The sequence below is a fragment of the Streptomyces sp. NPDC035033 genome, assembly GCF_040636735.1.
GTDB lineage: Bacteria > Actinomycetota > Actinomycetes > Streptomycetales > Streptomycetaceae > Streptomyces.
Map to the genome: position 1 here is coordinate 20492 of NZ_JBEZUZ010000077.1, position 19867 is coordinate 40358.

The following is a 19867-nucleotide window of genomic DNA, read 5'->3' on the forward strand; positions in this document are numbered from 1 at the left end:
CGCTATGCGGATTGTTGATTCCGTGAAGCGGAAAATAGGAGGGAACAGGGATGGGCCAGCAGGAGAAGGTGTCGACGAGCCTCGCGGGCGCGGTCAGCGAGGACATCAGCGCCTCCCTCGCCGCGGTGGACGCCGAGCTCGACCGCCGCTACCCGGGCGACCCCGGCACCCGCCAGCCCGTCCACACCGTCTACGTCCCCGGTGACGCCTTCGACGCCGGCACCCTCCGCTCCTGGGGCGACCAGGCCCTCGCCGCGCTCGACGAGCACGCCCCGGACGCCGCCTCCTTCGCCGCCGTCCTCGGCCTCTCCGACGACCTCGCGGAGGACGTGTACGCGCGCGTGCGCACCAAGCTGGAGCGGGAGCCGATCGAGGACCTGCGGGTCGACTTCGAGGACGGCTACGGGGGTTCCGACGAGGACCAGGACGCCGCCAGGGCCGCGCGGCTGATCTCGGAGGCGTACGCCGCGGGCACCGCCGCCCCGTACATGGGCATCCGGATGAAGTGCATGGAGGCCGCCGTCCGCGACCGCGGCATCCGCACCACCGACGTCTTCCTCACCGGCCTCCTGGAGAACGGCGGCCTGCCCGACGGGCTCGTCCTCACCCTCCCCAAGGTCACCTACCCGGAGCAGGTCACCGCCTTCGTCCGGCTCCTGGAGGCCTTCGAGAAGGCCCACGGCCTCGACGCCGGCCGCCTCGGCTTCGAGATCCAGATCGAGACCAGCCAGGCCATCCTCGCCGCCGACGGCACCGCCACCGTCGCCCGCATGATCGACGCCGCCGAGGGCCGCGCCACCGGCCTCCACTACGGCACCTTCGACTACAGCGCCTGCCTCGGCGTCTCCGCCGCCTACCAGGCCAGCGACCACCCGGCCGCCGACCACGCCAAGGCGATCATGCAGGTCGCCGCCGCCGGCACCGGCGTACGCGTCTCCGACGGCTCCACCAACGTGCTCCCGGTCGGCTCCACCGCCCACGTCCACGAGGCGTGGAAGCTGCACTACGGCCTCACCCGCCGCGCCCTGGCCCGCGCCTACTACCAGGGCTGGGACATGCACCCGGGCCACATCCCCACCCGCTACGCCGCCGTCTTCGCCTTCTACCGCGAGGGCTTCGAGACCGCCGCCAAGCGCCTCTCCGCCTACGCCAACCACGCGGGCGGCGACGTCATGGACGAGCCCGCCACCGCCAAGGCCCTCTCCTCCTACCTGCTGCGCGGCCTCCAGTGCGGCGCCCTCGACACCGCCGAGGTCGACGCCCTCACCGGCATGACCCGCGCCGCCCTGGAGCGCTTCGCCGCCCCGCGCCGCGGCGACCTCACCGCGAGCACGGACCGCTGACCGCGGGGGCGGCGGCCCCGGCCGCCGCTCAGACCGCCGGCGGCGGGACCTCGCCCGAGCCCCGGGCGAGGAGCCGCGTGCCGATGACCACGCGGCGCGGCGGTTCCGCGACCCCGTCGAGCCTCCGGAACAGCCGCTCGGCGGCGGTCCTGCCGAGCGCCGCCGGGTCCTGCGCGACCACCGTGACGCCCAGGACGTCGCCGAGCTCGACGTCGTCGAAGCCGACCAGCGCCACCGCCGGCTCCCGGCCGCCGGCGGTCCGCCCGGCGAGCGCCCGGACGGCGGTGACGGTGACCCGGTTGTTGCCCGCGAAGAGCGCCGTCACCGGTTCGGGACCGGACAGCATCCCGGCGATCGCCGCCGTCACCCGTTCCGGATCCGTCGGGCCGGACGCCACCCACCGCTCGTCGACCGGCAGCCCCGCCTCCTCCATCGCCGCCCGGTAGCCGCGCAGCCGCTCCGCCGCCGTGTGGATCCGCGGCCGGTCGCCGACGAAGCCGATCCGCCGGTGCCCGTGGGCGATCAGGTGCGCCACGCCCTCCCGGGCCCCGCCGAAGCCGTCCGAGAGGACGGCGTCCGCGTCGATGCGCCCCGCCGGGCGGTCGGCGAAGACCGTGGCCACGCCCGCCCGGATCTCCGGCTCCAGATAGCGGTGGTCGTCCCCGGCCGGAATCACGATCAGGCCGTCCACCCGGCGCGCGCACAGCGTCAGCGCCAGCTCCTGCTCGCGCTCGGGGTCCGCCGCGCTGGAACCGTTGATCAGCAGCGTGCCGTGTGCCCGCGCGACCTCCTCCACGGCCCGGCTCAGCTGCCCGTAGAAGGGGTCGGCGAGGTCCTCCAGGACGAGCCCGACGGTCGCCGTACGGCCCTTGCGCAGCACCCGCGCGCTGTCGTTGCGGCGGAAGCCGAGGACGTCGATGGCCTCGCGCACCCGCCGCTCGGTCCCGGGGGTGACCCCCGGCTCGCCGTTGACGACCCGTGAGACGGTCTTGAGGCCGACGCCCGCCCGGGCGGCGACGTCCTTCATCGTCGGCCGGTTGCCGTAGCGGGGCTCGGGGTGGGTGGTCTCGGCCACGGTGCGGGATTCCTCCGTTGCGGGTGGGCCGGCGGGCGCCCGGGGCGCGCCGTCCGGCGGTCAGGCGCCTCCCGCCCGAGCATAGAGCCTTGATAACGTTGTCGGACCCGCCGAGGGCGGCCCGCGGCCGCGTGAGAACCTACCTGCATGCCGACCACCTCCGGACCCGCGCTCCCCGGCCCCGCCGCCTCCACCGCCCCCCTCCCGGCACCGGCGGGACCGGTCGTCGCCGCCCTCGACATCGGCGGCACCAAGATCGCGGGGGCGCTGGTCGACGCCGGCGGACGCCTCCTGGCCCGCGCCCAGCGGCCGACGCCCGCGCGGGAGGACGCGGAGACGGTGCTGGGAGCGGTCGGCGCGGTGCTCGCCGCCCTCGCCGCCTCCCCGCTCTGGGACGCGGCCGGGGCGGTGGGCATCGGCAGCGCGGGACCGGTGGACGCCGCCCGGGGCACGGTCAGCCCGGTCAACGTGCCCGGCTGGCGGGACTTCCCGCTGGTGGAGCGGGTGTGCCGGTTCGCCGGCGACCGGCCGGTCACCCTGGTCGGCGACGGCGTCGCCATGACCGCCGCCGAGCACTGGCTCGGCGCCGCCCGCGGCCACGACAACGCCCTCGGCCTCGTCGTCTCGACCGGCGTCGGCGGCGGCCTCGTCCTCGGCGGCCGCCTCCACCCCGGCCCCACCGGCAACGCCGGCCACCTCGGTCACCTCAGCGTCGAGCTCGACGGCGACCCCTGTGCCTGCGGCGGGCGCGGCTGCGTCGAACGCATCGCCAGCGGCCCCCACATCGCCCGCCGGGCGCTCGACGGCGGCTGGCGGCCCGGCCCGGACGGCGACGCCTCCGCCGCCGCGGTGGCCGGGGCCGCCCGCGCCGGGCACCCGGCGGCCCTGGCCGCCTTCGAACGGGCCGCCCGCGCGCTCGCGGCCGGCATCGCCGCCACGGCGCACCTCGTGGAGGTGGACATCGCGGTGGTCGGCGGGGGAGTGGCCGGCGCCGGCGAGGTCCTCTTCGCCCCGCTCCGCCGCGCCCTCGCCGACTACGCCACGCTCTCCTTCGCCCGTGGCCTGACCGTCGTCCCCGCCGCCACCGGCACGGACGCGGGCCTCCTCGGCGCCGCCGCCGCGACCCGGGCGGCCTGAACGGGCCCGGGCGCCGTGCCCGCCGCCGTACCGGGCCCGGCGCTCACTCCCGTGCCGGAGGCGTCCCGGGCCCGGGCGCGCGCTGTTCCACCACGACCAGGAAGGCGTCGGACGCCAGGTCCATCACCACCCGGGCCGGCACGCCCTCCTCGCGGCACGCGCCCGCGTACTCCTCGGCGGGCCAGTGTCCCCGGGGCCCGCCCGCCGGAAACCGTTCCAGAACCGTACGGTCCATCTTCCGCACCCCCTCGTGCTTGCCGTTCTCAACGACGCGCGGCCCCGAAGCGTTACGCCCCGGCCCGGACGTCTGTTCGTGGTTTTCGTGGCAGGGTGTTGCGGGCAAGCCACAGGGGGCCGTCGATGAGGGTCGATGATGAGGGGGGAATCGTGATCGTCTGGATCAACGGTGCGTTCGGCGCGGGGAAGTCCAGCACCGCGCGCGAACTGGTCGGACTGATCCCGCACAGCACGCTGTACGACCCCGAGGCGACCGGCGGCGAAGTGCGCCGGCTGGTGCCCGCCGAGCGGCTCGCCGAGGTCGACGACTACCAGGACCTGCCGATCTGGCGCCGGCTCGTCGTGGACACCGCCGCCGCCCTGCACGCCGAGGTCGGCGGGGTGCTCGTCGTCCCGATGACGCTGCTCCGGCAGGAGTACCGCGACGAGATCTTCGGCGGCCTCGCCGCCCGCCGGATCGACGTCCGGCATGTGCTCCTGGCACCGGAGGAAACGATCCTGCGGGCGCGGATCGACGGACGGGCGGAGTACGGCGACCCGGACGCCGACGCCCGCGTGCGCCACTGGTGCCACGACCGCCTCCCGTCCTACCGGGAGGCCGTCGCGGGCTGGCTGGGCGCCGACGCCCACGCCGTCGACACCTCGAAGCTCACCGTCGCCGAGGCCGCCCGCGCGGTCGCCGACGCGGTCCGGGACGGCCTCGCCGCGCCCTGCGGGATCGTCCAGACGCCCGAACCGACCCGCGAGACCCTGGCCGCCGGCGTCCTCCTCTTCGACGAGGAGGACCGTTTCCTCCTCGTCGACCCCACCTACAAGCCGGGCTGGGAGTTCCCCGGCGGCGTCGTCGAACCCGGCGAACCGCCCGCCCGCGCCGGGATGCGCGAGGTCGCCGAGGAGATCGGCCTCGAACTCGGCGCCGTGCCCCGGCTGCTCCTCGTCGACTGGGAACGCCCGCAGCCGCCCGGCTTCGGCGGTCTCCGGCTCCTCTTCGACGGCGGCCGGCTCGCCGCCGGCGACACGGCCCGGCTCCGCCTCCCCGGCGCCGAACTGCGCGCCTGGCGCTTCGTCACCGAGGAGGAGGCCGCCGGCCTCCTCCCGCCCGTCCGGTACGACCGCCTCCGCTGGGCCCTGCGCGCGCGGGAACGCGGCACCGTGCTCAACCTGGAGGCCGGCGTGCCGGTGGGCTGACCGCCCGCCGTCAGAGCTCGACGGCTCCGGCGGCCGCGGCCGCCGCCAGCCGCTCCGCCGTGTCCACGGTCACCACGGGCCCGTGCCCGCAGCACAGCACCGAGGGACGCAGCCCCGCGAGGCGCCGCATCGACTCCAGGGCGAGGGCGCGGTCCACGTGGAAGACGCCGAAGGTCACCCCCCGCACCGACGCCACGGTGTCGCCCGCGAAGAGCACGCCGTGGCGCGGGAGGTGGACCGCCATCGAACCGGGGGTGTGCCCGGGGGTGTGGACCGCGACCGCGCCGTCCCCGAAGCCGAGCTCCTCGCCGTCCACGACCTCCCGGTCCACCCGGGTGGGCGGCGCCTCCGGGACGGTCAGGCCGTGCTCCCACAGCGGGAGTTCCCACTCCAGGAGGTCGGGCTCGGGCACCGGCGCCTCCCCGCGCACGACCGGCGCGTCGAGCCGGTGGGCGACGATCTCGGCCCCGTGCCGGTCGGCCAGCTCCTGCGCCGCGCCCACGTGGTCGCGGTGGGCGTGGGTGAGGACGACGCGGGCGAGCAGGTCCGGGTCGAGACCGGCCGCCCGTATCGCCGCGGTCGTGCGGTCCGCCGATCCGGCCCAGCCGGCGTCCACCAGGGTCAGTTCCGTGTCGTCCCGCCAGAGGTACGCCTGCCCGATCCCGTGGTCGAGCAGGTGCAGCCGGGGCGTGATCCGCGAGGCTTCCATGCGGCGAACGTACGGGGCGCCGGGGCTCCGGCGGGGGGTTCTACGCTCTGGGCGAGCTTCGCCCAGCGCTGAACGGCGCCGGAGCCGGTACGGGGACCGGCGCCGGCGCCCGCCGGGGCGTCAGGCCCGGCGGCCCTCCGCGTAGTTCACCAGGAACAGGGCCTCCGCGACCGCGAGCCGCTCCAGCTCCTCCGGCGAGACGGACTCGTTGACCGCGTGGATCTGCGCGTCCGGCTCGCTCAGGCCGATGAGCAGGATCTCGGCCTCCGGGTAGAGCGAGGCGAGGGTGTTGCACAGCGGGATCGAGCCGCCCATGCCGGCCGCCTGCATCTCCTGGCCGGGGTACGCGACCCGCATCGCCTCGGCCATCGACGCGTACGCCGGGCTGGTGACGTCCGCCTGGAACGGCTGGCCCTGGCCGACCTGCTCCAGGGTCACGCGCGCGTGCCACGGCGTGTGCTTCTCGATGTGCGCGAAGAGCAGCTTGGTCGCCTCGGCCGCGTCCTGGCCGGGCGGCACCCGCAGGCTGATCTGGGCGCGGGCGGTCCGCGGGATCGACGGGGTGGCGCCGGCCACCGGGTGGCAGTCGATGCCGATGACGGTGACGGCCGGGCGGGCCCAGATGCGGTCGGCGACCGTGCCCGCGCCCGGCAGCTCCACGCCCGGCAGCACCTTGGCGTCGGCGCGGAACTGCTCCTCCGGGTACTGCAGGCCCTCCCAGACGGCGTCGGCCGGCAGCCCGTCGATCACCGTCGAGCCGTCCTCGGCCCGCAGCGAGTCCAGGATCCGGATCAGCGCGGCGAGAGCGTCGGGCGCGGCACCGCCGAACTGGCCGGAGTGCAGGTTGCCCTCCAGGGTGTCGACCTGGACCCGGATCATCGTCATGCCGCGCAGGGTGGCGGTCACCGTCGGCAGGCCGACCCGGAAGTTGCCCGCGTCGCCGATCACGATGGTGTCGGCGGTCAGCAGCTCGGGGTGCTCCTCGGCGTACCGCTCCAGGCCGCCGGTGCCCTGCTCCTCCGAGCCCTCCACGATCATCTTGACGGTGACCGGCACGCCGCCGTTGGCCTTGAGGGCCCGCAGCGCCAGCAGGTGCAGGATGAAACCGCCCTTGCAGTCGGCGGCGCCGCGCCCGTACCAGCGGCCGTCCTCGCGCTCGGTCAGCCGGAACGGCGGGGTCAGCCACGCCGACTCGTCCAGCTTCGGCTGCACGTCGTAGTGGGCGTAGAGGAGGACCGTCGGCGCGCCGGCCGGGCCCGGCAGCACGCCGTACACGGACTGCGAGCCGTCCGGGGTGTCGAGCAGCGCCACGTCGCGGAAGTCCTCGGCGCGCAGGGCGTCGGCGACCCAGTTCGCGGCGGCCTCGCACTCGCTGCGGGGGGCCACGGCCTCGTCCGCGACCGACTCGAAGGCGACCAGTTCCGTCAGCTCGGCCTTCGCGCGAGGCATCAGGGACCGGACGGTGTCGGCGATCGGATTCGGCGTCATGGGCACGCTCCTCGTGGGTGCGACGTTGAGAGCAGAAGAGAGCGAACGGCGTATCTGGTGGTACGGCGATCGCACCCTCGATCCTACGACCGGGCCGCGGCCTACCGAGCCGTAGGATGCGGGAAGCAGACGCCGGTCGGATCAGGAGCAGAAGCACACGTGAGCAGCGAGCACGCAGAGAACGCCGGTCCGGAGCCCACCGAGCCGCTCGTGCCCGGCGATCCGGCCCCGGCGGCCGGGGAGACCGGCCCCGCGGGAGAGCCCGGCACGGAGCCCGGTACGGACCCCGACGCGGACTTCGGCGCGGAGTCCGGCGCGGAGTCCGGCGGGGAGCGGCCGGACGTGTGGGACGTCGTGGTCGTCGGCGCCGGTCCGGCGGGCGCCTCGGCGGCGTACGCGGCGGCGGTCGCGGGCCGCCGGGTGCTGCTCCTGGAGAAGGCCGAGCTGCCCCGGTACAAGACCTGCGGCGGCGGCATCATCGGCCCGTCCCGCGACTCCCTGCCGCCCGGCTTCGAACTGCCGCTCCAGGACCGGGTGCACGCGGTCACCTTCTCCCTCGAAGGCCGCTTCGCCCGCACCCGCCGCTCCCGCCGGATGCTCTTCGGGCTGATCAACCGGCCCGAGTTCGACGCCCAGCTCGTGGAGCACGCGCAGAAGGCGGGCGCGCAGCTCCGCACCGGCGCGACGGTGACCCGGGTGGAGCAGCACGGCCCGTCCGTGCCGGACCGGCGGACGGTCGCGGTGGTCCTCGCCGACGGCGAGACGGTGCTCGCGCGGGCCGTGGTCGGCGCGGACGGCAGCGCCAGCCGGATAGGGGCGCACGTCGGGGTGCGGCTCGGCCAGGTCGACCTGGGCCTGGAGGCGGAGATCCCGGTGCCGCCGTCGGTGGCGGAGGACTGGAAGGGCCGCGTCCTCATCGACTGGGGCCCGATGCCCGGCAGTTACGGCTGGGTCTTCCCGAAGGGCGACACGCTCACGGTCGGCGTCATCTCGGCGCGCGGCGAGGGCGCGGCGACCAAGCGGTACCTGGAGGACTTCGTGGCCCGGCTCGGCCTCGCCGGCTTCGAGCCCGCGGTCTCCTCCGGCCACCTCACCCGCTGCCGCACCGACGACTCGCCGCTCTCCCGCGGCCGGGTCCTGGTCTGCGGCGACGCGGCGGGCCTGCTGGAGCCGTGGACCCGCGAGGGCATCTCGTACGCGCTCCGCTCCGGCCGGCTCGCCGGCGAGTGGGCGGTCCGGGTCGCGGAGGCCGGCGACGCGGTGGACGCCCGCCGCCAGGCGCTGAACTACGCCTTCGCGATCAAGGCCGGGCTCGGCGTGGAGATGGCGGTCGGACGGCGGATGCTCTCCGTCTTCGAGCGCCGCCCCGGACTGCTGCACGCGGTGCTCACCGGGGTGCGGCCGGCCTGGAAGGCGTTCGCGGACATCACCCGCGGCTCGGCCACGCTCGCCGGCATGGTCCGGTCGAACGGACTGGCCCGGCGCGCCTTGGAGGTGCTCGACAAGCGCATGGACACGGAGTCCGGCGTCGGCCCGGCGGGCCGGGGCGTGCACCGCAGGGACGAGGAGCCCGGCGCGGACGGGGGCGAGGTCTCCGCCGGAGACCGGGAGCCCGGCACTTCCTGAGGACCGGGCCGGCTCGGGCCGGCTCCCCGGGGAACGGGCCGGGCCGGCTTTCCGGGGAACGGGCCGGGCCGGCTTTCCGGGGAACGGGCCGAGTCGGCTTTCCGAGGGGCGGCCGTGTGCGGCGAGGGCGGGTGCGGGCCTGCGGGCCGGTGCCCGCCCTCACGCGTCCGGGGCGGCCGTGATGCGGAAGACGGGGTGCTTGGGGGCGACGGCGCGCAGCTCCTCGTCGGAGGAGTCCGGGCCGACGCCGCCGAAGAAGGCCCCGACCTCGGCCTTCCAGCGCTTGAGGTAGGCGCGCAGCACCTCCACCTTGGCGTCGTCCTCGACCTCGGTCGCGGTGAACGCCTCCACGTGCTTGCCGAGGTGCAGTTCGCCGCCGCCGACCGCCCGCATGTTGCGGGTCCACTGGACGTGTCCGCGCGGGGCGACCAGATAGCGGGCGCCGTCGAGGGTGAGCACGTTCACCGGCGTGGTCCGCCAGACGCCGCTCTTGCGACCCCGGACGGCGAGGACCCGCGAGCCCCAGACGCTGACGCCCCGGCGGGTGAGCCAGGCGACGGCGCGGTTCATGACGTGGACGGTGAACCAGCCGGGCTTGATGACGTGGGCGGCGGTGGCGGACACGGGGCCTCCTCGAATCGTGAGCACTGCTCTCGCTTGAGAACAGTGTGCACGGATCGTCGCTCTCAATCAAGAGCGGTGCTCTCATTTCGGTGCGGCGCTCCGGTCGTGGCACACTGCTCTCCATGAGCACCGTTCGAGGAGCCCGCGCCCGCGCCCGGATCGAGATCACCGCCGCCATCAAGGACGAGGCCCGCCGGCAGCTCGCCGCCGAGGGCGCCGCCAAGCTCTCGCTGCGCGCCGTCGCCCGCGAGCTCGGCATGGTCTCCTCCGCGCTCTACCGCTACTTCCCCAGCCGCGACGAGCTGCTGACCGCGCTGATCATCGACGCGTACGACGCCGTCGGCGCCGCCGCGGAGAAGGCCCACGCCGCCGCCGGGCGCGCCGCGCCCGGCGACCGCCTCGCCCAGTGGACCGCCGTCTGCCGCGCGGTCCGGGCCTGGGCCGTCGCCCACCCCCACGAGTACGCCCTGATCTACGGCTCCCCGGTCCCCGGCTACTCGGCGCCCCAGGACACCGTCGGCCCGGCCGCCCGGGTCGGCCTGCTCCTCGTCGGGACCGCCCGCGCCGCCTGGGAGGACGAGGGCGTCGCCCTCCCGCCGCTCCCGGACGGACTGGCCCCCGAGGCGGCCCGGCTCGCCGCCGACCTCGCCCCCGACCTGCCGCCGGCCCTCGCCGCCGCCCTCGTCTCCGCCTGGGCGCAGCTCTTCGGCCTGGTCTCCTTCGAGGTGTTCGGCCAGTTCGACCGGATCGTCGAGGACCGGGACGCGTTCTTCGCCGCCGCCGCCGAACGCCTCGGCCGCGAGGTGGGCCTGCGCCCCCGGCCGTGACCGGAGGGCCTGCGCTCCCGGCCGTGACCGGAGGGGCGGACCGCCCCGCGCCCCGGCGGGATCAGCCGACCGCGGAGGTCTCCCGCCACAGCCGCAGCAGCCCCGCGTCGCCCGTGACGGTCACCGCCGAGGCGGGCAGCCGGTTCCACAGCGTCAGGTAGAGCCGGTCGGCGGTCCCGGCCACCTCGGCGTCCACCGGCGCGGACGCCGCCGTGCCGCGCTCCGTGACGGGCGGCGCGGCCGAGAGCCGTACCGTCCACACGTCCCCGGTGTCGGTCGCCCGGATCCGCAGCGTGCGCGGTGCGTCGGTCCTGACCCGGCTGCGGTCGCGGGCGTGGAAGCCGGCGAGGAGTTCGTCGACGCCGTCGGCGGCGAGACCGGTCCCGACCGGTCCCGGGCCCGCGGGCAGCGCCGACTCGGCGTCCGCCCGGTGCACGGCCGTCTCGTGGGCCTGCCGCCTGGCCCAGAAGGCCAGCGGGGACGGGGCCGGCAGGAAGGCCCAGGCGGTGAGCGCCTCCGGCGCGGCGCGCAGGGCGGCGACCAGGGCGGCGTGGCTCTCGCGGTAGTGGGCGAGGAGCGGGGCGCCGTCCAGGTCCGGTTCGTCCTCCATGGGCCGGGGCTCCGGGTGCCCCTCGGCGACGAAGCCCGTCGCCCAGCGGTGCACCGTCGCGGTGTGCCGCAGCAGGTCGCGGACCCGCCACCCCGGGCAGGTCGGCACCTCCGCGTCCGGTCCCGCCGCCTCCGCGGCCGCGGCGAGCCCGCGCCCGGCCGCCTCCAGCGCGTCGATGTGCTCCGTGACCTTCATCGTGCCCCTCTCCCCGGCGTACGCGTCCACGGCCGGGATTCTGACACCGGGCCGCCCGGCGCACACGCCTTCCGGCCGGATCCGCCCGGGTCGGGCGGGCGGGGCCGATCATGGCAGACTCGGGCGCATGAACGGCAAGGCGACGACGACGCGTACTCGGCTGGACAGGGGGCGCAGCGCGCTCGGCCCCGCGCTGGAGCTGGTGCACACCGGCCGCGCGCCGACGCGGGCCGTCCTCACCGCCGAACTCGGTGTCACCCGCGCCACCGCCGGGGCCGTCGCCGCCGAGCTGGAGGCCCTCGGGCTCATCCGGGTCGACTCCAACCCCGGGGCCGCGGCCGGTTCCCAGGGCCGCCCCTCGCACCGGCTCGCCATCGACGAGAAGGGCCCCGTGGTGCTCGCCGGGCAGGTCCACCCCGACGGCTTCCGGGCCGCGCTGATCGGCCTCGGCGGCACCCTGGTGGCCACCGTCCCCGGCAAGCTGACGGTCTCGGCCGACCCGGCGCAGGTCATCGGCGCCGTCGTGGACGCGGGCGCCGGGCTGCTCCGCGAGACCGGACGGCGGTGCGTCGGGGCGGGGCTCGCCGTGCCGTCCGCGGTCGCCGAGCCCGAGGGCACCGCCCTCAACCCCCTCCACCTGGCCTGGCCGGCGGGCGCCCCGGTCCGGCAGATCTTCGCCGAGCGGATCCGGGCCGCCGGCGTCGAGGGCCCGGCCTTCACCGGCAACGACGTGAACCTCGCCGCGCTCGCCGAGCACCGGCACGGAGCCGGGCGCGGCGCCCGCGACCTGCTGTGCGTGGCCACCGGCCACCGGGGCGTCGGCGGGGCGCTCGTCCTCGACGGGCGGCTCCACACGGGCAGTTCGGGACTCGCCCTGGAGGTCGGCCACCTGACGGTCCATCCGGAGGGCCGGCCCTGCCACTGCGGCGGCCGCGGCTGCCTGGACGTCGAGACCGACCCGCTGGCCTTCCTCACGGTCGCCGGCCGGGCGCCGGGCCCGGAGGTCTCCCTCCTCCAGCAGGCCCGCGACCTGCTGCGGACCGCGCCGGACGACCCGGGGGTGCGCGCGGCGGTGGAGGAGCTGATCGACCGGCTGGGCCTGGGCCTCGCCGGCCTGGTGAACATCCTCAACCCGGACCGGATCGTCCTCGGCGGCCTCCACCGCGAGCTGCTCGACGCCGATCCGGAGCGGCTGCGCGCGGTCGTCGCCGACCGCAGCCTGTGGGGCCGCAGCGGCGGCGTCCCGATCCTGCCGTCCACCCTGGACCACAACAGCCTGGTCGGCGCGGCCGAACTGGCCTGGCAGCCGGTCCTCGACGACCCGCTCACCGCCCTCGGCGGCGCGCCCGTCTGAGCCGGGGCCGCCCGGGAGGCCGCGGTTCCGGCCGGTCCGCCGGGCCCGGGGCGCGAAAAGGGGTGGGCGCGGCCCGGCCGGGACCGGTAACGTCCCCGTCCATGATCGATTCCGATGCCGCGCTCCCGCCCCGCCTGGGCAGCCTCACCTTCCACGGCCCGCTCTCCGAGGACCGGGCCGGGCGCCTGGTCCGCCGGGTCGCCGGCTTCCGCCCCGCCGACGTCCTCGACATCGGCTGCGGCTGGGGCGAGCTGCTGCTCCGCGTCCTCGACGCGGTGCCCGGGGCGAAGGGGACCGGCATCGACATCAACGCCGAGGACCTCGCCCGGGGCCGGGCGCTCGCCGCGGAGCGCGGCCTCGCGGACCGTGCCGTCTTCGCCGAGGAGTCCGCCCGCGGGACCGGGCGGGGCCCCGTCGACGCGGTCCTCTGCCTCGGCTCCAGCCAGGCCCTGTGCGACCCGGAGCTGCCGCACGACCCGGCGGAGGCGCTGCGCGAGCTGCGCCGGCTGGTCCGGCCCGGCGGCGTGGTGGTGCTCGGCGAGGGCTTCTGGGAGCGGACCCCGACCGGGGCGGAGCTCGCCGGGATGTGGCCCGGCGCCCGCGCCGGCGACCACCTCCCGCTGGGCGCCCTCGTGGACCTGGCGATCGAGACGGGGTTCCGGCCGGCGTGGATCGAGTCGGCGAACCACGACGAGTGGGAGGAGTTCGAGTCCGGCTACCGGTACGACACGGAGCTGTGGCTCGCCGCCCACCCGGACCACCCGCGGGCCGCCGAGACCCGCGAGCGCGTCGACCGGCAGCGTTCCGGCTGGCTGAACGGTTACCGGAACGTCCTCGGCATCGCGTACCTGACGCTGGTCGCCACGGCCTGACGCCGTCAGACCGGGGCGCCGCTCGCGGCGAGCGCCGGGGCCTCGGCCGGGGCGCCGAGGGGGACGCCCGCGAGGCGGCTGTACGAGACGACCGGGCCCGCCGGCACGAGACCGAACCCGGCCTCGGCGCCGGTGACGGCCGGTCCGCCGGCACACGGCGGTGCCGTCAGGGTGAACCAGACGGTCTTGCCGCTCGCGCCGCACGGACGCGCCCCCCAGCTGTCGCTGAGCGCCCCGACGATGGCGAGGCCGCGGCCCGAGGTGGCGAGCGCGTCCGGCTCGTCGTACGGGTCCCGGGCCGTCGGGTCCGCCGCCACCGGTATCCGGGGGTCGTTGTCCCGGACCGAGACGGTCAGCCGGTCGAGCAGGAGTTCCAGCTCGACGGCGCACTCCTTGTCGGGCTGCGCGTGGCGGTGCACATTGCTCAACAGCTCGGTCAATCCCAGTCCGACGGGATCGACCAGGTCGTCGAGGCGCCAATGGCGCAGATGGGCGGAGGCGATCCTGCGGATCTGTCCGATCCGCGCCGGCAGAGCCTGGAGCTCCACCGCGTAATACCTGCTCGGCTCGCTGATCACGGCTGCGACTCCCCGAAGTGGTCTGAAGAAGACGGAGATTCGGATCTGTCATGCGGTACATCAGGGCGGCGCACTGAGCACAGTGTCACCACCGGTGAACCCTCAGTGAGGTGTTTCCAGCCTGAACCAGCCGTCACCGGGCCGCAACCCGCGGCGAGCTCCCCCAGGTCAGCGCCCTGGCGGCCGGGTCACCTGCCGCCGGCCGCCCGCTTCAGCGCGGCGAGGAAGCGGCCCGCCTGCTCGGCGTCCCGGGCGTCGTCGTCCCCGGCGCCGTCCATGGTCAGCCGGTAGCGGGTGCCGTTCACCTTCGCCACCGTCTCGTCCGCCTTCGCGAACCACGGCCGGCCCGCCCGCACCGCCTTGACGGGCGCGCTGTCGATCTCGGAGCCGTAACTCGTCAGCAGTGCGAGCCGGCCGTCCTCGATGCGCACCTCCCCGGCGCGGGTGAGCGAGCGCGGCCACCGCGCGATCCGCACGCCCCTGGCGCTGAACTCCGGTTCCGACATGCCGGTCCACCCCTTCCGTCCGCTCTGTCCCCACCCAGTGTGCCGGGCCGTCGGCACGGGCACCAGTGACGGTCGCTCAGCCGTTCCCCAAGGGGTTCCTATGGACCGTCAAAGGGAACGTTTGCCCAGGTGGGAGCGGTATCGTCGAAGGAGGGAAGCCAGGGGTCCACCCCGGCGCGACAGCGAGGAGAGAGCCGTTGAGCAGCACCCCCGACACCGCCGGAGCCGTCGCCACGGTGGACGTCGACCGCAGCGACCCGGCCTACCGCGCCTGGCTGAAGGAGGCCGTCCGCAAGGTCCAGGCCGACGCCAACCGCTCCGCCGACACCCACCTGCTGCGCTTCCCGCTCCCCGAGAAGTGGGGCATCGACCTCTACCTCAAGGACGAGTCCACCCACCCCACCGGCAGCCTCAAGCACCGCCTGGCCCGCTCGCTCTTCCTGTACGCGCTCTGCAACGGCTGGATCCGCCCCGGCAAGCCGGTCATCGAGGCGTCGAGCGGCTCGACCGCCGTCTCCGAGGCGTACTTCGCCAAGCTCATCGGCGTCCCCTTCGTCGCCGTGATGCCCCGCACCACCAGCCCCGAGAAGTGCCGGCTCATCGAGTTCCACGGCGGGCGGTGCCACTTCGTCGACGACCCGCGCTCGATGTACGAGGAGTCCGCGGCGCTCGCCGCGCGCACCGGCGGCCACTACATGGACCAGTTCACCTACGCCGAGCGGGCCACCGACTGGCGCGGCAACAACAACATCGCCGAGTCGATCTACCAGCAGCTGCGCCTGGAGCGGTACCCCGAGCCGGCCTGGATCGTCGCCACCGCCGGCACCGGCGGCACCTCCGCCACCATCGCCCGCTACGTCCACTACACCCAGCAGGACACCCGCATCTGCGTCGCCGACCCGGAGAACTCCTGCTTCTTCGACGGCTGGGTGCGCCACGACCCCGACGCCACCGCCGACTGCGGCTCCCGCATCGAGGGCATCGGCCGGCCCCGGATGGAGCCCAGCTTCGTGCCCGGCGCCGTCGACCGGATGATGAAGGTCCCGGACGCGGCGAGCGTGGCCGCCGTCCGCGCCCTGGAGACCGCGATCGGCCGCAAGGCCGGCGGCTCCACCGGCACCGGGCTGTGGAGCGCCCTCAAGATCGTGGCCGAGATGGTCGCCGAGGAGCGCACCGGCAGCGTCGTCACCCTCATCTGCGACCCGGGCGACCGCTACCTCGACAAGTACTACTCGGACGACTGGCTCGCCGCGCAGGGCCTCGACATCGCCCCGTACGCCGCCGCTATCGAGCGCTTCCTGGCGACGGGCGCCTGGCCGGAGTGAGCCGCCGGTCCAGCGAGGCCGCCGCCCGGCGGAAGGACAGGCCCAGGCCCGGCGAGGCCATCCGCAGCCCGGCGCGGAACGGCGCCGGGCCGTCGGCCGCCATCGTCCAGCGCAGCCGCGTCCCGGGGCCCTCCGGCGTCAGCGCCCACTCCTCGGCCAGCGCGGAGACCGCCGGCGCGTTGGTGAGGTCCACGCGGTAGGCGTACCGGAGGTCCGGTTCGGCGGCGAGGACCGTCTCCTCGAAGCGGACGCCGCCGCGCAGCCGTATGGTCCGGCGCGCCCCGTCGTCCAGGGGGACGGCCGAGGCGACCGAGGCGAACCAGGCGGGCAGGCTGCCCACCTCCACCGCGATCGAGCGGTAGACCGCCGGGGGCGGCGCCTGGAGCACGGCCTCGAAGGCGAGGCGGACGGGCGCGGTGGAGGTGAAGCCGAACTCCACCGGCCGCAGTCGGCGTGGCATGGGACGGACCTCCCGGATCGAGTGGAGAAGCACCCTAGCTGACAGACCGTCAAGGGGAAAGCCCGTTCGAAGGGTGATGGCGCAGCAGTCCGTCCAGGGCCCGGCCGAAGACCACCCGGCCCGCCCGCGCGAGCACCGGACCGAAGCACCCCGGCACCCCCCGCACCGCCAGCTCCTCGGTCCACACCACCTGCGAGCCGCCGCCCGCCGCCGCCACCTCGATCTCCGCCCAGCCGCGCACCACCCGCCCGTACTTCTCCAGCCGGCACACCCCCGGCCGGTCCCCGAGCGGCGGCTCCCAGCGGACCACCTCCATGGGGTCGTCGAAGCCCAGCGGCCCGAGCCCGGTCCGCGCGGTGAACCGCGTCCCGGCCCGGTTCGGTCCGGGCGTCAGGACCGTCGTCCGGGTCAGCGGCACCCGCCGGCCGTGCGCCGGCCAGTCGGTGAGCCGGCGCCACGCCTCGGCCGGCTCCAGCGCCGCGGAGCGCACCACCCGGAACCGGCTCACGCGGCCGTCTCGCCCGCCACCAGCAGCCCCGGCACGTGCTCCGCGACCTCGGCCCGCACCTCCGCGGCCATTCCCCGGTCCGTCACCCAGGTGTCCACCTCGTCCAGCCTCCCGAACGAACTCAGGCCCACCGTCCCCCACTTGGTGTGGTCCGCGACCACCACCACCCGGCGCGCCGAGCGGATCAGACAGCCGTTGGTCTCGGCCTCCGCCAGGTTCGGCGTCGACAGGCCCGCCTCCACCGACAGGCCGTGCACGCCCAGGAACAGCACGTCGAAGTGGAGCGAGCGGACCGCCCGGTCCGCCACCGGGCCCACCAGCGCGTCCGACGGCGTCCGCACCCCACCCGTCAGCACCACCGTCGCCGCCCGCGGCCCCTCGCCGGACGCCGGCCGCGCCTCGTGGAAGACGTCCGCCACCCGCACCGAGTTCGTCACCACCGTCAGGTCCGGCACGTCGAGCAGCTGCCGCGCCAGCGCGTACGTCGTCGTCCCGCCGGAGAGCGCGATCGCCGCGCCCGGCCGCACCAGCGCCGCCGCCGCCCGCGCGATCTCGTCCTTCGCGCTCGGCTCCAGCGCCGACTTCGCCTCGAACCCCGGTTCGTGCGTGCTCGGCTCCGCCACCGGCACCGCCCCGCCGTGCACCTTGGCGACCATGCCCTGCCGGGCCAGCGCGTCCAGGTCGCGGCGGATCGTCATGTCCGAGACGCCGAGCCGGCGCGTCAGCTCGTTGACCCGCACGCCGCCGCGCCGCCGCACCTCGTCGAGGATCAGGGCGCGCCGCTGCTCCGCGAGGAGGTTCTGATTGTCAGTCACCGCCGGGGCCGGTCCTTCCGCAGGAGACAAGGGGATGGCCGTCGGATTCGGTGAGGAACCGTGCGCCGGGCACGGCGGTCCGCGATCCTGGAGGCCACGTCGCATCCTCCCACTCGCGAGAGGAAGACCCCTAAGTGTCCCCTGCCACACCCGCCCCGGAGCACGGGGACGCGGCGCTCGAACTCCTCGTCCACGGAGTCGGCGGAGCCACCCCCCAGGCCATGCTGGACGACCCCAGGACCGTCCGGGTCACCGGCGACGGGACCGCCGCCGTCCACCGGCGCGCCGAGGACCTCGACGCCGAGGACCACCCCGAGCGGTACGCCGCCCGGCCGGTGCCGGAGGCGTACGTCTGGTCCCACCTCACCTCGGGCGACGGCACCCGCGCCCTGTGGCTGCTGCTCCTGCCGTTCATGGTGGTCAACCTCGCCCACTGGATGCGCCCGCCCGCCCCCGGCCGCCCCGTCCTCGTACGGTTCTACGGCGTCCTCGTCCGGCTCCTCGCCCTCAGCCTCACCGTGCTGCTCACCGCCGCCGCCTGCGAGGTCGCCCTCGACCTGACCGCCTGGCAGTGCGCCGGCACCCCCGCCTGCGCCGACGGGCGTGCCTGGCTCGGCTTCCTCGCCGCCGACCGGGGCGGCTGGTGGTCGCAGCCGGGCCGCCGGCTCGCCCTCGCCGCCGTCCTCCCGGCCGCCCTCGTCGGCCTCCTCTGGTACCTCTCCCACCGCACCTGGAGCGCGTACGAGGCCCAGCGCCCGCCCACCGACGGCGCCGCCGACCCCGTGCCGCCCGAGGACCCGCGGCCCGCGCTCGGCCGGCCCGGCTTCTGGTACGGGCGGCGGCTCGTCGCCCGGCTGCGCGCCGCGCACACCGCCGCCGGCCTCCTCACCGTGACCGGCGCCCTCGCCGCCGCGCCCGCCCGGCACGACACCGGCGCGCTCGCCGCCGCCGGACTCGCCCTGAGGGCCGCCCTGGTGCTCGGCGCCGTCCTCGTGCTGTGGGCGGTCTGCGGCCGGGGCCGCAGCGAACGCCGGCTCGACCAGCGGGCGGAGCACGCCCTCGTCACCCGGCTGCCCGCCGCCTCCCTCGGCCTGCTCGCCCTGACCGCCGTGCACACCGCCTGGTCGCGGCCCGACCGGAGCTCCGCCGGCACCCTCCCCGGCGACGCCGCCTTCGGCGCCCTCACCCTCGCCCAGGGCGGCCTCGTCGTCGCCCTCGGCGTCGTCGCCCTGCTGCTCCAGCGGTCCCGGCCCGACCCCCGCACCGCCCTCGCGGGGCTCGGCGGCCCCGCCACCGCCATGCTGGCCTGCGCGCTGGGCGGGGTCATGTCCGGCGGCGTCGCCCAGTGGGTCGCGGACCGGCTCGACGGCCCGGCCGCCCCCGGCACCGCCGCGAGCCCCCTCGCCGGCCCGCCCGTCCTCCTCAGCTGGCAGGCGTCCGTCATCCCCGTCCTGCTCCTGCTGCTCCTCGTGCCCGCCGCCCTCCTCGGCGTCCGCACCGCGGTCGCCGCCCGCCGGCTGCGGGCCGCCGTCGAGGCCGACTACGCCGGCGAGAGCCCCGATCCGGTCCGCACCGGCCAGATCGCGTCGAGCCGCGCCCGCGCCGGCCTCACCGACTCCGCCCCCGTCCTCGTCGCCGTCGTCTCCGGCACCGCCCTGCTGCTCGGCGCCGCCTCCGTCGTCGGCGCCTGGACCAGCGGCGAGGTCCCGGGCCGCGCCTTCGCCGGCGCCCACCCCGCGATCGCCGCGCTCGCCACCACCACCCAGGACCTCGGCTCCTGGATGATCGGCTTCGGCTTCCTGCTCTTCGTCACCTGGGGCCGCCGCGCCTACCGCGACGCCTCCGCCCGCCGCACCATCGGCATCCTCTGGGACGTCGGCACCTTCTGGCCGCGCGCCGCCCACCCCTTCGCGCCGCCCTGCTACGCGGAGCGGGCCGTGCCCGACCTCACCTGGCGGATGAGCTCCTGGACCCGGCACACCGGCGGCCGCCTCGTCATCTCCGGCCACTCCCAGGGCAGCGTCCTCGCCGCCGCGGCGGTCTGGCAGCTGCCGGCCGCCACCCGCGCGCGGGTCGCCCTGCTCACCTACGGCTCCCCGCTGGAACGGCTCTACGGCCGCTGGTTCCCCGCCTACTTCGGCCCCGACGCCCTGCGCGGCCTGCACCGGGCCGTGCGCTGCTGGACCAACCTGCACCGGGCCACCGACCCCATCGGCGGCCCGGTCCGGGTCCCCGCCGAGGACGGCCGGCCGGCCGTCGACGCCCCGGTGCTGCCCGACCCCGTGGCGTACGGACGCACCCGCGCCCACCCGCTGCCCGAACCGGTCCTCGGCCACTCCGACTACCAGGCCGACCCGGCCTTCGCGGTCTGCCGGGCCGCGCTCCTGGAC

At 76.3% G+C, this 19867-nt stretch carries 20 protein-coding genes; 9 read left to right on the forward strand and 11 right to left on the reverse strand.

What is annotated here, in order from left to right:
* Window positions 1-50: 50 nt before the first annotated feature.
* Complete coding sequence (locus AB0E83_RS26490; RefSeq protein ID WP_362116818.1) at window positions 51-1343, forward strand: aldolase/citrate lyase family protein; 1293 nt, start codon at window positions 51-53, stop codon at window positions 1341-1343.
* A 28-nt stretch (window positions 1344-1371) separates the two neighbouring features.
* On the opposite strand, the gene AB0E83_RS26495 is transcribed toward AB0E83_RS26490, so the two are convergent.
* Window positions 1372-2418, reverse strand: a complete 1047-nt coding sequence (locus tag AB0E83_RS26495) for a LacI family DNA-binding transcriptional regulator (RefSeq protein ID WP_362116821.1) — start codon at window positions 2416-2418, stop codon at window positions 1372-1374.
* 147 nt (window positions 2419-2565) lie between these two features.
* On the opposite strand from AB0E83_RS26495, the gene AB0E83_RS26500 reads away from it, so the two are divergent.
* The gene (locus AB0E83_RS26500; protein ID WP_362116824.1) at window positions 2566-3555 is read left to right on the forward strand and encodes an ROK family protein; all 990 of its coding nucleotides are present in this window, start codon (window positions 2566-2568) and stop codon (window positions 3553-3555) included.
* 43 nt (window positions 3556-3598) lie between these two features.
* Here AB0E83_RS26500 and AB0E83_RS26505 read toward each other — a convergent pair whose 3' ends face one another.
* A complete protein-coding gene (locus tag AB0E83_RS26505) occupies window positions 3599-3790 on the reverse strand; it encodes a hypothetical protein (protein WP_362116826.1) in 192 nt (63 codons plus the stop codon).
* Window positions 3791-3942: 152 nt separating this feature from the next.
* Between AB0E83_RS26505 and AB0E83_RS26510 the strand changes: the two genes are divergently transcribed.
* Window positions 3943-4980: an NUDIX domain-containing protein gene (locus AB0E83_RS26510; protein ID WP_362116871.1), complete on the forward strand. Its 1038-nt coding sequence runs from the start codon at window positions 3943-3945 to the stop codon at window positions 4978-4980.
* 10 nt (window positions 4981-4990) lie between these two features.
* Here the strand turns inward: AB0E83_RS26510 and AB0E83_RS26515 are convergent, their stop codons facing one another.
* Window positions 4991-5689: an MBL fold metallo-hydrolase gene (locus AB0E83_RS26515; protein WP_362116829.1), complete on the reverse strand. Its 699-nt coding sequence runs from the start codon at window positions 5687-5689 to the stop codon at window positions 4991-4993.
* Window positions 5690-5809: 120 nt separating this feature from the next.
* A complete protein-coding gene (locus AB0E83_RS26520) occupies window positions 5810-7177 on the reverse strand; it encodes a dipeptidase (protein WP_362116832.1) in 1368 nt (455 codons plus the stop codon).
* Between the two features lie 342 nt (window positions 7178-7519).
* Between AB0E83_RS26520 and AB0E83_RS26525 the strand changes: the two genes are divergently transcribed.
* On the forward strand, window positions 7520-8803 hold the full coding sequence (locus tag AB0E83_RS26525) for a geranylgeranyl reductase family protein (RefSeq protein ID WP_362116874.1): 1284 nt from the start codon (window positions 7520-7522) through the stop codon (window positions 8801-8803).
* A gap of 159 nt (window positions 8804-8962) precedes the next feature.
* Here the strand turns inward: AB0E83_RS26525 and AB0E83_RS26530 are convergent, their stop codons facing one another.
* Window positions 8963-9373 (reverse strand): nitroreductase family deazaflavin-dependent oxidoreductase, encoded by a 411-nt coding sequence (locus AB0E83_RS26530; RefSeq protein ID WP_362116877.1) that lies wholly within the window; start codon window positions 9371-9373, stop codon window positions 8963-8965.
* A 176-nt stretch (window positions 9374-9549) separates the two neighbouring features.
* On the opposite strand from AB0E83_RS26530, the gene AB0E83_RS26535 reads away from it, so the two are divergent.
* Window positions 9550-10254, forward strand: coding sequence for a TetR/AcrR family transcriptional regulator (locus AB0E83_RS26535; RefSeq protein ID WP_362116835.1), 705 nt, complete (start codon window positions 9550-9552; stop codon window positions 10252-10254).
* A 61-nt stretch (window positions 10255-10315) separates the two neighbouring features.
* Here AB0E83_RS26535 and AB0E83_RS26540 read toward each other — a convergent pair whose 3' ends face one another.
* A complete protein-coding gene (locus AB0E83_RS26540) occupies window positions 10316-11059 on the reverse strand; it encodes a maleylpyruvate isomerase family mycothiol-dependent enzyme (protein ID WP_362116880.1) in 744 nt (247 codons plus the stop codon).
* A 127-nt stretch (window positions 11060-11186) separates the two neighbouring features.
* On the opposite strand from AB0E83_RS26540, the gene AB0E83_RS26545 reads away from it, so the two are divergent.
* Together AB0E83_RS26545 and AB0E83_RS26550 are read left to right on the forward strand one after the other, a co-directional pair.
* Window positions 11187-12413: an ROK family protein gene (locus tag AB0E83_RS26545; RefSeq protein WP_362116838.1), complete on the forward strand. Its 1227-nt coding sequence runs from the start codon at window positions 11187-11189 to the stop codon at window positions 12411-12413.
* Between the two features lie 101 nt (window positions 12414-12514).
* Window positions 12515-13285 (forward strand): class I SAM-dependent methyltransferase, encoded by a 771-nt coding sequence (locus tag AB0E83_RS26550; protein WP_362116841.1) that lies wholly within the window; start codon window positions 12515-12517, stop codon window positions 13283-13285.
* Between the two features lie 5 nt (window positions 13286-13290).
* Here AB0E83_RS26550 and AB0E83_RS26555 read toward each other — a convergent pair whose 3' ends face one another.
* Window positions 13291-13863: an ATP-binding protein gene (locus AB0E83_RS26555; protein WP_362116844.1), complete on the reverse strand. Its 573-nt coding sequence runs from the start codon at window positions 13861-13863 to the stop codon at window positions 13291-13293.
* Window positions 13864-14051: 188 nt separating this feature from the next.
* Window positions 14052-14369 carry a hypothetical protein gene (locus tag AB0E83_RS26560; RefSeq protein ID WP_362116847.1) on the reverse strand — a complete coding sequence of 106 codons (318 nt, stop codon included), beginning with the start codon at window positions 14367-14369 and terminating at the stop codon, window positions 14052-14054.
* A gap of 197 nt (window positions 14370-14566) precedes the next feature.
* On the opposite strand from AB0E83_RS26560, the gene AB0E83_RS26565 reads away from it, so the two are divergent.
* Entirely contained in the window at window positions 14567-15694 is a 1128-nt protein-coding gene (locus AB0E83_RS26565; protein WP_362116850.1) for a PLP-dependent cysteine synthase family protein, read from the forward strand.
* On the opposite strand, the gene AB0E83_RS26570 is transcribed toward AB0E83_RS26565, so the two are convergent.
* Genes AB0E83_RS26570 through AB0E83_RS26580 form a run of 3 tightly spaced genes read right to left on the reverse strand, consistent with a single transcriptional unit; the run spans window position 15654 to window position 17477 of the window.
* The gene (locus AB0E83_RS26570) at window positions 15654-16154 is read right to left on the reverse strand and encodes an SRPBCC family protein (RefSeq protein ID WP_362116853.1); all 501 of its coding nucleotides are present in this window, start codon (window positions 16152-16154) and stop codon (window positions 15654-15656) included. The two genes, AB0E83_RS26565 and AB0E83_RS26570, sit on opposite strands and share 41 nt — an antisense overlap.
* A gap of 49 nt (window positions 16155-16203) precedes the next feature.
* On the reverse strand, window positions 16204-16662 hold the full coding sequence (locus AB0E83_RS26575; RefSeq protein ID WP_362116856.1) for an SRPBCC family protein: 459 nt from the start codon (window positions 16660-16662) through the stop codon (window positions 16204-16206).
* Window positions 16659-17477, reverse strand: a complete 819-nt coding sequence (locus AB0E83_RS26580) for a DeoR/GlpR family DNA-binding transcription regulator (RefSeq protein WP_362116859.1) — start codon at window positions 17475-17477, stop codon at window positions 16659-16661. The genes AB0E83_RS26575 and AB0E83_RS26580 overlap by 4 nt, the downstream gene beginning before the upstream one ends.
* Window positions 17478-17611: 134 nt before the next feature.
* On the opposite strand from AB0E83_RS26580, the gene AB0E83_RS26585 reads away from it, so the two are divergent.
* Window positions 17612-19867 (forward strand): hypothetical protein (locus AB0E83_RS26585; protein WP_362116862.1); only part of this gene is annotated, 2256 nt, incomplete at its 3' end.

Excerpts from the sequence above, each read along its gene's own strand:
- AB0E83_RS26530 (WP_362116877.1), bottom strand. The coding sequence starts at position 9,373 with ATGAACCGCGCCGTCGCCTGGCTCACCCGCCGGGGCGTCAGCGTCTGG.
- AB0E83_RS26560 (WP_362116847.1), bottom strand. The coding sequence starts at position 14,369 with ATGTCGGAACCGGAGTTCAGCGCCAGGGGCGTGCGGATCGCGCGGTGG.
- AB0E83_RS26550 (WP_362116841.1), top strand. The coding sequence starts at position 12,515 with ATGATCGATTCCGATGCCGCGCTCCCGCCCCGCCTGGGCAGCCTCACC.
- AB0E83_RS26570 (WP_362116853.1), bottom strand. The coding sequence starts at position 16,154 with ATGCCACGCCGACTGCGGCCGGTGGAGTTCGGCTTCACCTCCACCGCG.
- AB0E83_RS26500 (WP_362116824.1), top strand. The coding sequence starts at position 2,566 with ATGCCGACCACCTCCGGACCCGCGCTCCCCGGCCCCGCCGCCTCCACC.
- AB0E83_RS26490 (WP_362116818.1), top strand. The coding sequence starts at position 51 with ATGGGCCAGCAGGAGAAGGTGTCGACGAGCCTCGCGGGCGCGGTCAGC.
- AB0E83_RS26535 (WP_362116835.1), top strand. The coding sequence starts at position 9,550 with ATGAGCACCGTTCGAGGAGCCCGCGCCCGCGCCCGGATCGAGATCACC.
- AB0E83_RS26515 (WP_362116829.1), bottom strand. The coding sequence starts at position 5,689 with ATGGAAGCCTCGCGGATCACGCCCCGGCTGCACCTGCTCGACCACGGG.
- AB0E83_RS26545 (WP_362116838.1), top strand. The coding sequence starts at position 11,187 with ATGAACGGCAAGGCGACGACGACGCGTACTCGGCTGGACAGGGGGCGC.
- AB0E83_RS26505 (WP_362116826.1), bottom strand. The coding sequence starts at position 3,790 with ATGGACCGTACGGTTCTGGAACGGTTTCCGGCGGGCGGGCCCCGGGGA.
- AB0E83_RS26520 (WP_362116832.1), bottom strand. The coding sequence starts at position 7,177 with ATGACGCCGAATCCGATCGCCGACACCGTCCGGTCCCTGATGCCTCGC.
- AB0E83_RS26540 (WP_362116880.1), bottom strand. The coding sequence starts at position 11,059 with ATGAAGGTCACGGAGCACATCGACGCGCTGGAGGCGGCCGGGCGCGGG.